This is a genomic window from Pseudomonas sp. HD57-3, assembly GCF_056113135.1.
In genome coordinates, this window is sequence record NZ_CM148568.1 from 3255686 (window position 1) to 3268375 (window position 12690).

9 protein-coding genes are annotated in these 12690 nt (G+C 60.0%); 3 read left to right on the forward strand and 6 right to left on the reverse strand.

Annotated elements, in window-relative coordinates; genetic code table 11:
- Position 1: 1 nt before the first annotated feature.
- From AC0R79_RS14610 to AC0R79_RS14620, 3 genes are all read right to left on the reverse strand, one after another.
- Positions 2–1132, reverse strand: coding sequence for a LuxE/PaaK family acyltransferase (locus tag AC0R79_RS14610; protein ID WP_474730154.1), 1131 nt, complete (start codon positions 1130–1132; stop codon positions 2–4).
- A gap of 15 nt (positions 1133–1147) precedes the next feature.
- Entirely contained in the window at positions 1148–2395 is a 1248-nt protein-coding gene (locus tag AC0R79_RS14615; protein WP_474730156.1) for an MFS transporter, read from the reverse strand.
- Between the two features lie 261 nt (positions 2396–2656).
- A complete protein-coding gene (locus AC0R79_RS14620; protein ID WP_375748081.1) occupies positions 2657–2809 on the reverse strand; it encodes a hypothetical protein in 153 nt (50 codons plus the stop codon).
- Between the two features lie 142 nt (positions 2810–2951).
- On the opposite strand from AC0R79_RS14620, the gene AC0R79_RS14625 reads away from it, so the two are divergent.
- Positions 2952–3140, forward strand: a complete 189-nt coding sequence (locus AC0R79_RS14625) for a hypothetical protein (RefSeq protein ID WP_007957552.1) — start codon at positions 2952–2954, stop codon at positions 3138–3140.
- An 18-nt stretch (positions 3141–3158) separates the two neighbouring features.
- Here the strand turns inward: AC0R79_RS14625 and AC0R79_RS14630 are convergent, their stop codons facing one another.
- Positions 3159–3536, reverse strand: coding sequence for a fe2+ zn2+ uptake regulation protein (locus AC0R79_RS14630; RefSeq protein WP_045121840.1), 378 nt, complete (start codon positions 3534–3536; stop codon positions 3159–3161).
- 294 nt (positions 3537–3830) lie between these two features.
- On the opposite strand from AC0R79_RS14630, the gene pvdQ reads away from it, so the two are divergent.
- The gene (gene pvdQ, locus AC0R79_RS14635) at positions 3831–6167 is read left to right on the forward strand and encodes a bifunctional acylase PvdQ (RefSeq protein ID WP_474730159.1); all 2337 of its coding nucleotides are present in this window, start codon (positions 3831–3833) and stop codon (positions 6165–6167) included.
- 62 nt (positions 6168–6229) lie between these two features.
- Here pvdQ and AC0R79_RS14640 read toward each other — a convergent pair whose 3' ends face one another.
- Positions 6230–7231, reverse strand: a complete 1002-nt coding sequence (locus tag AC0R79_RS14640; protein WP_375747037.1) for a FecR family protein — start codon at positions 7229–7231, stop codon at positions 6230–6232.
- Between the two features lie 154 nt (positions 7232–7385).
- Here AC0R79_RS14640 and AC0R79_RS14645 point away from each other — a divergent pair, with 154 nt between their 5' ends.
- Positions 7386–7655: a PepSY domain-containing protein gene (locus AC0R79_RS14645; protein ID WP_007957544.1), complete on the forward strand. Its 270-nt coding sequence runs from the start codon at positions 7386–7388 to the stop codon at positions 7653–7655.
- 57 nt (positions 7656–7712) lie between these two features.
- On the opposite strand, the gene AC0R79_RS14650 is transcribed toward AC0R79_RS14645, so the two are convergent.
- Entirely contained in the window at positions 7713–12536 is a 4824-nt protein-coding gene (locus AC0R79_RS14650) for a dermonecrotic toxin domain-containing protein (protein ID WP_474730162.1), read from the reverse strand.
- Positions 12537–12690: the final 154 nt, after the last annotated feature.

Here is a 12690-nt window from a genome sequence, read left to right on the forward strand (position 1 = left end):
ATCAGTGCTTCCCCAGCAATTCAGAGGCGGCCATGGCACAGCTACGGCCAGCGGTGGTGGCCGCGCGGCCATGCAGTTCGAACCAGTCGGTGGACAGACCACAGCCACAGCTGGCGCCGGGATGCAGGGTGGCGAGATCGCTCATGACCACCGCGTGCGCGGGGCTCGAAGAAATGTAAGGCGAGACAAAACTCAGCAAGCCCTGACGGCCGTAAGGCTGAACCGTAAAGTCAGCGGGATGGCGCACGAAAACCTTCGAATAGACCGGTACATGGAAACGGTGGTGAGCACATTCGAGATAAGGCACCGCATGCTCGACTGCGCCGTAGCCGTCACGGCAACGGGACATCTCGATGCCCAGTTGGCGGTGAATGCGTTCGTACAGTTGCTGGCGGGGAATCTCTTGCGCCGCGTGGGTTTTCCAGCCGCCGCCAAACAGCGTCAGCGAGCCTTGCGCCAGTTGCAGGTCAGCCACCCCGGTCGCCTGCATGCGTTGCAGGGTCTGCCAGAGAAAGGCCGGGAAGCCGAAGATCCGTACCGGCAAACCTTCTTCGGCGAAGGACTGCAAGGCTGCGATCACGCCAAAGCCGTCGAATTCATGACCGCCACCCGTTCGGCGCAGTGCGTAGGCCACGCGATTGACGGGCGCGAAGCCGCACAGAAACTGATCGGTGAATGATGTTCCCAGGCTGATGCCGCCCTCGGGTTCATAGCTAAGCAGCAGGTAGTTGCACGGCGTGTGCAGGGTGTCCCAGTCATAGTGCTGGAAGATCCGCTCGACCATGTTCTGGGCCGCGCCCAGGCTGCGCTCGTCGTAACGCATGCGGCTTTTTTCGCCGCTGGTGCCGGAGGAAGTGAGTTCCAGTGCGTCCGCTGCGGTGGAACTAAGCAACGCCTGGCGCTTGAAATAACTGGCGAAAATCGGCGGTAGCCGCGACCAGTCATCAAGGTGATCCAGGTCACCAACGATCAGGCCATTGGCGTTCAGCCAGTGTTCGTAGCCCGGAGTGTGCTGGCAGTGGAACCGGCTCATTTCGGCCATGGCCTGGTTAAACAGCCCGTCCGGCACGGAATCCGGGCAATAGGGTTGCGTCAACGCACAGAGTGCGTCGCTGTAGGGGAAGTGGTTCATCAGGCGTCCTTGTCGTTATGTTGAAGAAGCGGTGTCTGCCGGGACGTGTGGCAGAAACCGGTACAGCAGGGGCAGGCTGAGCAGCCCGCCCAGCGCCGCCCAAATAGCGAAGGATTCAAGACGGGTGCCGCCGCCGATCGCTGCGATCAACGAACCACCGACACCCATCACGGCAATCGAAATCATGCCGATCGCGGCAGACACCAGACCTTTGCTGTCATCGCTGGAAAACAGTGCCAGTCGGTACAAAGCGGCGTTGCTCATGCCCAGCCCCACGGCATACAGCCCAAGGCCGGTCATCAATCCGGCAAGCGAAAGGCTGGTCAGTGCGGTGGCGATCAAGGTCAGCAAACCCAGGCAGAACGGCCAGAGCGCCAGGCGAATCAATTGCGACAGCTCCCGCGACGCCAGCAGTCGGTCGAGGATCAGATTGCCGACGATGACCGCCGAGAACACCGGAATCTGCCACAGCGCATATTCGCGCGTGGTCAGGCCCAGCAACTGAACCAGCAACAGCGGCGAAAGACCGATCCAGGCAATCAGTGGCAGGCTCATCAGACCCAGGGCCAGGCAGGTGCCGACAAACCGGTGATTGCACAGCAATGCCCGGTAACGGCTGCCGATCTGGCGAAACGAAAAGGGAATCGGCACTTGCTGACCGCCATCGTGGCGGACAACGCCGATCGTCTCCGGCATGCAGGCATACAGACCGATCCAGGTCAGTGTCGCGATCAGACCGAGACCGAGAAACAGCTCGCGCCAGCTCAGCCACTCCAGCAGCAGACTGCCGAGCAGCGGGCCGAGCAGGGGTGAAAGCAGCGCGACATTGCCTAGTAACGCCATCAGGCGCACCGCATCGGCCTCGTAGAAGACTTCCTGAAGCGCGGGGTAACTGACCGCCACGACAAACCCCAGGCCCATGCCTTGCAACAGGCGCAGGGCGTTGAACACTTCGATGCCGGGCGTGGCGACAGCCGCCGCGCAGGTCACGCCGAACAGTGCGCAACCGCCCAGCAGCAACGGGCGCCGGCCGAACCGGTCGGACAGCGGCCCGATCAGCCATTGCAGGCAGACGCCGCCGATCAGATACAGATTGAACGCGTTGGGGATGTGAGCGGCCTCGGCTGCGAGATCCCGGGTGACGGTCAGCATGGCCGGCATGACCATGTCGCTGGCCATGTAGGTCAACCATTCGAACAGGGTAATGGCCAGACAGAAACCGAGTGCCTGGAGTGGGGGGAGGGGGATGAGAGTTCTTTGCATGCGCTTTCACGATCGTCGAGAGGGAGCGCAAAGGGTAGGGATGAGCAGGGATTGTTCCTACGCCATTGGTGTGACGGTCTATGACGCGGTTATGCGTGATGTTGCGGAGGGAGACTTTCTTGCTTGCACAGGTGAAACGCCCTACGGCATTGATGGCCGAGCCATAAAAAATGCCCACATTCCTGTGGGCATTTTTCCTGACGCTTAAATCCGTTGTTGCATTTGAACGGACGGACGCTGGCATCCTTTCCGTGAGATGGCTTAACGATGGTAGTAGTAGCCGGGGCCAGGCCCATAGTGGCGATGATCGCCATGCCAGCCGCCGTGGGGAAAGATGATGCAGCCGCTCAGGGTGAGCAGTGCAAGGACAGGAATCAGCCAGGTGATTCGACGCAGCATTTCAAGGATCCTCATGGTTAACGCCGTTTGAAGCCAAAGCTCTTCATCGGCTGTAACATGAGACCCCGTTTACCGCGGCGCATCCCCGTCAAACGGTATGCGCATGGCATCAACGCCGATACAAACCCGATACATTCCAACGGTTCAGGAACCTGTAATGACCCATAAGCAACGCTTGATATATTCGATTCTGATCGCCGTCGCCGTACTGCTGATCATGCTCGGCCTGTCCTGGCTGCAAAACGCCGGCAAGCTTAGCGAGCAAACGTTCCAGTACATCGCCATCGGTGTGGCGGTGGTGGTCGTGGTGATCAACGGTGTGATGCGCCGCAAGGTCAAGCCCTGACGGCGTCTGCCGGGTGCTTCAATCGTTGTTGAGCACCGCGGCAGCCTGGGGATGGAGGCTGTAGCTCTTGTCGTCGTTGAACGTGATCACGCCTTCGGCACACAGACGCTTCAACACTTCACGAACGCTGAGGAAGGACAACGGAATGTCCAGATCCAGCAGTTGGCTGTGCACGCCACGCACACCCAGACGACGGTCGTCCTCGGCGGCGACCAGCAGGGTGTCGATGACTTTGAGGCGAATCAGGCTGGTGCGCAGGCCGAAGCTTTTAAGCAGCAAACGGATGCGCTCATTGCCGTGACGCTCGATCCGTTGCCCGAATACGTCGACGTGCGAACCCATGGGCGCTCCTTGTGGGGTCTGGCTACCTTCCGATGGTAGGGGTGGGTTGTACATGCGGTTACTCCTTTCAGAGCCTGATCAGGAAAGGTTTTTTGTGCTCTCTCTAAACAAGACGTTTCAGCTCGACAAATCATGAAGCGAAAAATGTAGAAAATTTGTCGCCGTTTTGTCTTTTCCCCGTGATTACGGTGCGAGAGGGCTGTGTGACCGACTAAATTTTTTTTCCGCGGCTTCGTTTTCTGGACAGGCTCATTGCGCGTGACGCGTGGGTGATTTCAGAGCGAGCCGGGCCCGACGTGTTCACGGTGGCGGGCGGTTCGCTCTACGGCATTTCGATCAGGAGCGAGCGTGACTATTTCCAGGCAATTCACCGGACTGACCCTTGCCGGCCTGTTTCTCGGGCTGAGTCTGTCGGCGCAGGCGTTCAGCCCGTCCGTTCAGACCGGTGCCGACATCCGCCGCACCGGTTTTGGCGTACCGCACATCCGTGCGGAGAACGAACGCGGTCTCGGATTCGGCATCGGTTATGCCTATGCGCAGGACAACCTGTGCCTGCTGGCCAACGAGATCGTGACGGTCAACGGCGAGCGGTCGCGGTACTTCGGGCCGGAGCAACTGACAGTCGAAGAGCGCGAGAACCGCGTCAGCGACGTGTTCTTCCAGTGGCTCAACACGCCGCAGGCAGTGAACGCTTTCTGGCAGGCCCAGCCGGTCGAAGTGCGTGATCTGGTGGAAGGTTATGCCGCCGGCTACAACCGTTACCTGGCCGAGCGCCGTCAGCAGGGGCTGCCGCAACAGTGCCAGGGTGAATGGGTGCGCGATATCGCCGCCGAAGACCTGGTAAAGCTGACCCGTCGTCTGTTGGTCGAGGGCGGTGTTGGTCAGTTCGCCGAAGCTTTGGCGGGTGCTACTCCGCCGCAGGCCACTGCGCAGATTGAAAACGATGCGCGGGCTTACCAACTGGCGGACACGCGCCAGCAGCGCTTCGCCCTGGACCGTGGCAGCAACGCGGTAGCGGTGGGCAGCGAGCGTTCGTTCAATGGCCGTGGGATGCTGCTGGCCAACCCGCATTTTCCGTGGGTCGGCGGCATGCGCTTCTATCAGATGCACCTGACCATTCCGGGCAAACTGGATGTGATGGGCGCGGCGCTGCCGGGCTTGCCGATGATCAACATCGGCTTCAACCAACACCTGGCCTGGACCCACACCGTCGACTCGTCCAAGCATTTCACCCTGTATCGCCTGCAACTCGATCCGAAGGATCCGACCCGTTACCTGCTCGACGGCCAGTCGTTGCCGATGAACAAACAGACCGTCACGGTGCAGGTCAAACAGGCGGACGGCCAGGTCGTGCCGGTGTCGCGGGATGTCTACAGTTCGCAGTTCGGCCCGATCGTGCAGTGGCCCGGAAAACTGGACTGGAACAATCAGTTCGCCTATAGCCTGCGCGATGCCAACCTCGACAATGATCGAGTGCTGAAACAGTGGTACGCCATGAACCGCGCCGGCAATCTCAAGGATCTGCAAGATTCGGTGCACACCATTCAGGGCATCCCGTGGGTCAACACTCTGGCGGTAGATGACAAGGGCCAGACGCTGTACATGAACCTGTCGGTGGTGCCGAACGTCAGCGCCGACAAACTGGCCAAGTGCAGCGACCCGCGCGCCGGTCTGAAAATGATCGTGCTCGACGGTTCCAACAGCGCCTGCGCCTGGGACATCGATCCGCAAGCCGCGCAAAAGGGCATTTACGCTTCGAGTCAGTTGCCACAGTTGTTGCGCAAGGACTTCGTCCAGCACTCCAACGATTCGGCGTGGCTGGCCAACCCGGCGCAACCGTTGACCGGGTTCTCGCCTTTGATCAGCCAAGACGGCCAGCCGCTGGGCCTGCGCTCGCGCTTTGCGCTGGATCGTCTGGCGACCCTGAGCAAAAAAGGCCCGGTGTCGGTGCAGGACCTGCAACACATGGTGATGGACGATCAGGTGTTCCTGGCAACGCAGGTGGTGCCGGATCTGTTGAAGTTCTGTGCTTCCCAGCCTGATGCAGCGTTGAAATCGGTGTGCAGCAGCCTGAAGGCGTGGGACGGCCGGGCGAATCTGGAATCGGGCGTCGGGCTGGTGCATTTCCAGACCATCATGCAAGCGATGCAGGAATCGCCGCAGGCCTGGCGTGTGGCGTTCGATCCGAAGGATGCGCAACACACACCACGCGGGCTGGCCATTGAAAAGCCGGAAGTGGCCAAGGCATTGCGCGAGGCCATGCTGGCGTCGGCCGAGTCCGCCACCAAAATGGGCCTGACCGAGAAAACCCGTTGGGGCGATGTGCAGGTGGTCAGCAGTGGCGGCCAGCAAACGCCGATCCACGGTGGCCCGGGTACGCTTGGCATTTACAATGCGATCCAGAGCGTGCCTCGTGAAGACGGCAAGCTGGAGGTAGTCAGCGGCACCAGTTACCTGCAAGTCGTGACGTTCGACGACAAGGGGCCGCATGCCCAGGGTTTGCTGGCGTTCTCGTTGTCCAGCGATCCGGCGTCGAAGTATTCCCGCGACCAGACCGAGGCGTTCTCGAAGAAACAGTGGAGCGTGTTGCCATTCACCGAACAGCAGATCAAGGCTGATCCGCAGTATCAGGTGCAGACCGTGCGCGATGATTTGGAAAAGGCGGGGAAAGTCGCGGCGCAGTAATCAACGGTAAACATCGCTGACAAGTGCCAAAGCAGAAGGCCGCTCCCTCACGGGAACGGCCTTCAGTTTTTTACCGGTTGCTGCGGCATCGGATTGATGACCGGGTTGCCGTCCTTGTTGCGGGTCAGGAACACCGGCAGGACTTTGGGCAGGGAACTGGCGAAGCTGTTCAGTTCCTTGATGTTGTAGATCCCGCCGACCCGGATCGAGCCAGTCGAGTTGTCGGCGAGCATCAGCGGTTTGTCCAGGTAACGGTTGATCTGCGGCAACGCTTCGTTCAGCGACAGGTTGTCGAGCACCAGTTTGCCGCTGCGCCAGGCCAGCGAGTTGTCGTTGGCGTAGGTCTGGCTGATTTGCGGCATGTCGTCGCCGTGTTTGTAGCGCGCCTGCATCGAGGGCCCCAGACGCAAGCCGTCACCGGCCAGTCGGGAATTGCTGGTGACCAGCACGGAACCCTCGATCAGGTTGACCTTCACCTGATCCTCATACATCCAGACGTTGAAGCGAGTGCCGGTGACGCGAATCCTGCCTTCGGCGGCCCTGACAATGAACGGGTGGCTCAGGTCGTGGCTGACTTCAAAGAACGCCTCGCCTTTTTTCAGGGTGACGCGACGCTCGTCCTTGAAGTTGCTGTAGGTCAGCTCGGTGTTGAGGTTCAGCTCGACCTGACTGCCGTCACCCAGGGTGACATGGCGGACGTTATCGGTGGCCGCGAAATGCTGATAGCTGTTGGGCAGCCAGCCGAGGTTCCAGCCGGTCCAGGCCGCCAGTGGCAAAGCCAGTGCGCAGACAGACGCCGCCACGGCGTAATGGCGCCATGAGCTGACGGGTTGGCGAATCGGCACAACCGGTGCGGGTTCCGGGCGCGGCAAGTGTTCAGCCACGTCCCAGATTTCCAGCATCGCCTCATACTCGAACGCGTGAAGCGGGTGTGCATCGCGCCATTGTTCGAACGCCAGCCGCTCTTCGGCGGTGCAGTCGACGGCGTGCAGACGCATGCACCAATGCGCGGCGGCATCGGTGATCGCATCGTATTCGGCTTCCGAGAGGGTGTTCTGGGTCATTGACTCATCCTGATTTCCCGCATTCTAACCTTGGGGGGGAGGTGTCGAGAACAACCGTCATGGCATTTACCCATCAAACGTGGAACTTTTTTTCGCTCGGACGCCCCAAAAAACAGGACGTCCCGCGAACATTAACCATAAATGGAGTAAAAAAATGATCAAAAGAACCTTGGCCGCTTTCGTCGCAACCGCCAGTCTCCTGAGTGCCGGTGCGGCGCTGGCCGACCGCCCGGGCGCTGGATGGATCACCATCGAAAAAGCCATCGAGATCGTCAAGACCAAGGCCGGTTATGTCGAGGTCTACGAGATCGAGGCCGACAACAACGGCTATTGGAAAGGGGAAGGGCGCAAGGCTGATGGCGTGGTGTACGAATTCCGTATCGACGGCGCATCGGGCAATGTCCTTCGTGACCAGAAGGACTGAATTCAACGCGGTTGAACGGAATGCGCAGGTATCGAGCCTGCGCATTTTTTGTGTGGATCAAGGGGACGATGCAACTTCCAGCTGCCGGCCCACTTCGCAGATCAGCAGCGCGATCGAATCGGCGTTGTGCAAGATGACACCGACGCGGGCATCCGATGTTTGTTGATCCATGAACGCATTGCGCGCCTCGTTCATGGTGGTGCTGTGCGTTTGCCTGAAGATCTCCGCGGCCGTGGTCTCTTTTCCGGGAATTCTGTCAAAGTCAATCCAGACCGTGCGCTCCGGGTTCCATTCCGCAAACAATTGCGCCCGGGGAGTGGCCAGTGAAAGCGCCATTCTTCGTTCGTCCTGCAACTCCTGAAGCAGTTTAGCGCCGTCGGGTGTCACGGACGAAATCAGGTCACAGAAAGGCTCTCGCCCGCGTACGGTTGCGATATCCCAGGCGTTGCTCAGTTGATGAGCCAGTTCGTGGATCAGGGTTTCGGCTTGTGCGTGGCCGTCGATATCAAATCCAGGCGCAGTGACGGGCACGTAGTCCCCCAGGTCCTGGTCAAAGAAGTGCTGGGTGAAATGGACCTTGTTCTGCTGGTCGCCATCGAGGACAAACGCGATCACGTCGTGAAACCACCTGGTGGAGCCGACGATGAAGCGGTCGGTGTTGAGCAGATCGTCCGTCGGGTCTACCAACGCATTGCAGATCGGCAGGATCGCGGTCTTGATCCTGGACAGGATCTGCGTTGTGACTTTCGGGACATCAAAGAACTCCATGAGAAACCGGTTGACCCGTCCGCCGGGCACAACGTTGATGTCCAGGATGGCCAGGTTATGCAGGCAGTTGAACGCATAATCCCGGGCCAGTCCCACTGCACGCCCCAACACCCGGGCTTTTTCAGGGTAGCGCCGGGTGATTTCTTCCATACCGTGGGCTTCTATGTTGAGCATCGTGCGACGAATCCGAGTGTATTTGCTGTGCTCGAGCATTCTGGAAAAGGCTTTGCCGTAATGAACGGTCTGGCCCGGCGTGATCCGCACCATCCGTGAGTCGGTCTTGCGCAGTGACGGGCCGCGCTCTTCACCCTTTGCCAATTGCCAGTCCGAGCCGTTTTTGACGACCCTGTATACCTTGCCGTCCACCGCGGCATAGCTGCGGTTGTTGGATGTCTTCTGGTACACGCCCTGGGTCGCACTGAAGGTGAGGTCCTTGAGCGCTACGTCGGTTGCTTCGAAAGGCTGCAGCAGTGTGCGTTGTGGCGAGGTGGATTCAATTTCGTCCAGACTCGGCGCAACAATCTTTTCGACCTGTGTGGCGCCGGCTTCGGTTGCCTGTTCACCGACGTCGGTGACAACTGCGCTTTCGGCGGACATTTCAGGCAGAAGGCCGACGGTGACCATTTGCTCTGCGCCATCGATAAACGACTTCAGCGCCTTCTTCCAATGATGATTCTGCAGGGCCTCGGCCGAATCCTTGAAGTCATCGTAGGCTTGCCAGAGAAAGCGCCCATAGGCGAGTTTGCCCTGCAACATGTCCGCGACCTGTTGGATGTCATCACTGAACAGGACTTTGGCGTTTTCCCAGTCGGATTGCCCGTCGCTGTCGCTTTGCGAAGCGAGCATCTGCTTCAACAGCTCGAGATTGTCCTGATACAGACGTTCCAGCAGGTTGCCGCCAATCGGGCGGTAGTCCAGCGTCATTTCGCTGGTCTGTCCCAGGCTGCTGGCAAGCAGGCTGCGGAAGGTCGCTCGCTGCGTCTGCGGCAAACGGCGAAGCAACAGGTTTTGCAGAAGTCCCGGAGTATTCAGAGCGGCAATCAGGGCTTTTTCGTCGAAGAATTCGTGAAACGCCTGCTCGGCAAACGGGGTATAGAGCAGCACTGGCCCCTTGTGGGCGGTGCCGGGTGCCAACACATACAGTCCGCATGCCTCGACGGCAGTAGCTCCGGCGGTCTTGACCAGTGACAGTGGACACACCATGGCGTGTGTGCCGGCCACGGCAGCACGGGCGATGGCATCCGGCATGTCCAGCACCTGGCGGATGTAACTGAATGCGGTTTCGGACAAATGCTGCTGCAGTTTCAGCGCGTGAGCATGCTGCAGCAATTGCCAGGGCAACTGACGGAAGAAAACCTGCTGCCGGGCGAGCCCGGCAACCGTAGTCGTCGCCAGTGCCTGAATGACTTTTTCGCTGTAGCGGGTGGGGATTTCGAGCGACAGCAGCAGTTGCCTGACGGCGCTCTGATCCAGCCCTTTGGGCAAGGCGCTGGCGTTGATCGACGTGACTTTGAAACCGGTGCCTTGGGCGATGTTGATGTGATTGAGGGCAAACTCGACCAGGTTGCGCGCAGGGCCGGCCAGGGCCAGATTGGGTGATATCCGGATGTGGCGAGGATTGATCCGGCTATCGGGGAAGCGGCTGTCGAGCAGTGATTTCAGGGTTTGTTCGACATGGGTCACTAGTGTCGGCACACCTGTCAGGTAGTCCTTGTCGTCGACGACGCTCTGGCGCCATTGCTCCATTAGTTCGACGTGCAGTTTCTGCTCCGCAACCGCCGCCATGCCGAGCCAGGCCGGGTAGGTCTGCTGTGCAGCGATTGCCCGGGCATGGGCCGTGGCCAGTTTCAGGTTGGTGTGAAAAGCCGGCTCACTCAACGCTGTCAGCGTCTTGCTGCGCCGGGCGGGATCCTTGACGCGGCTGCGCACCTGCTCGCAGCGCCCGAGAAAATGCTCGATGGCCGATTGCATGCGGTTGTGCAGCACGTTGTGTTCGATGAACTGAAACGCCCCCAGGGAATAGCGCTGATGCAGCTGAAACTGTGCAGGCAGAATGTTCTCCAGCAATGACAGGCGTTGCACGTTATGCAGCAGGCGTTGCTCGAGCCTGTGCCGGGCAACCGCGACGGTGTCGAATACTTCAAGCCCGAGCGCGGGTGTCCACAGTACCGTGCGACCGGAGTGCCGGGCGTCGAGGCCGCCACGCTCGGTCATCAGCAGGCAATGGGCGAGCGGCAGCAGGTTTTGCTGGCCGGCAGACTGCAGGGTGAGCCCATAGGCGTCCGGGCGAAAACCCTCCAGCGCCCGACGCAGCACGCGGGTCGGCTGGTCGGGGTTGACCACGGCATCGACGATCGCCCGCGCCGACGCTTGCAGCGTACCGTTCAATGCTCGCAGCCGGGCTTCGCCGGTCACCCCGAGAAACCAGGCATGGCCCAGGTTTGACTTGAGGTTTTCGAGAAACGGTCGCTGGACTTCCAGGGTTGCCATCGGTTGCGTCTTGAGTAATTCGCCGAGCGAAGCTTCAACGCTGCTGAACGTCTTGATCGCGGCACGCGCCTTGTCCGCCAGGACCAGGGACGGCTGTTGATTGCCCAACAACACCGGGTGCGTGCTCCAGCGTCCAGCGCTGTCGAACTCGAGCAGACGCGCATGAATCATCGAGCGAATGTCCAGGCTCTTGTCGAACAGGGCGTGCAGATTCACCGCGCCATCGCTGTGGCGAAACACCTGCAAGGCGTACTCGATGTTTTGCCGTTGCTTGGTGATGATGGATTCAAAGAGGATCTTGAAGACCTCTCCCAGGACCCGCTCTCCCGACACCTGCGGCTGATCGAAGCCAATGAAGCGATTGCGCTCGTCCAGGCTGAGCAGGCTGTAGAGTTCGTCTTCATGCCCCTTGGCCATGAACTTGCTCAGCAGGGTCTGTTTCAGATCGCTGTAGTCGGTGAGTACCTGCAGGCCCTGCACCGGCGTGTAAAGGAAGGCGTGGGTGCCGCTAATCATCAGCGAACCCGCCAGTTCGACGTAGTTGGCTTCACGTTCCCAGAGACGCACGGTTTCGGTCAATGGACGAATGGAGCCGTCGTTGCGGGGCCGTATCAACTGGTGCAGTGCGTTGAATTGCGGTGCATCGAGAATGCCGGTTTCGCGTTTGATCATCCATTCGGCGCGCGCCTGATCCTCGAGTACTTCGGCAAAAAACGTCCGACGCGACGAGCCGTCGCTGGAGGGCGCATCCCAATAGCGTTCCAGATGTTGAAACAACAGCGCCGACAGCTTGCCGGCAGCACTTTTGACGGCGTCTTCCCATTGCAGTTGGTCATCCTGAGTGGCCGTTCTGTCGGGGTGGGTGAACTCACGCAATGCAGCGGTCGGCCATTGCTGGTGGCGGTAATACAACAGCACTGCGTCGCTCAGGCTCATGGATTCGAGCCAATGCCTGTCGGGCGCCGCACGGTCGGAGCCGGTGGCGCCGTCCAGGGTGTAGAAGCCGACGCGGGTTCGGCTCTGCTGCAAGCTGCCGAAGTGGGGCTTGAGCAATTCGTCGAGAATGTTTTCCAGCAGGTGCGTCAGCGTCGGCAGTTTCTCCAGCTCCGTACGCATTGCCTGCGCATTCAACAACTGGCTCTGTTTGATCGCCTCGGTGGTCTCATCGAATACATCACCTTCGATCAGTGTGAACGACACGGAAATCTTTTCCGCGTCGAGCAGCCGTTTACGTTGTGGCAACGACAGGAGCGCAAACAGCGAGGTCTGGTCGTCGGCGTCGTTCAGGCTTTGCTCGAACTGTTGCTTCAAGTCGGCGCGGTCAGCGTATTTCTTGATGCCGTCGAAGGCGGTGTAAAGGATATGGGCCTGATTGACGGGTGTCTGGCTGAGAACAAACGCGCCCGGAAGCGGCACCGGGATTTCACTGCCAACGTTAAGCAGTACCCGCTCGGCGCGCATGGCCGGGGTCTGCTGGCTGCGCAAGTTGTGGGAGGACAGCCTGGCGTGGACGAGCCATCTGAATTCGTGTTCGGACAGACTGTGGGTCTTGCCCAGTTCGGTCCATAGTCCGGGGGAGTCGAAGACTTCGGGGAACAACAAGGGTTTGATGGGGGCTGACATGATCGAGTCTCGATGAGGGGCGCATGCGGGCAGGCGCCGGTGGGTCGAGACGCAAGGCTAGGGCGGGTGACGCTGGCGAAGGTGGTAGATAAATATTGCGGGGTTGACAGGCAACCGGCCGGCCATGGTTAATCCTCTGGCGGGTTGTTCGTTC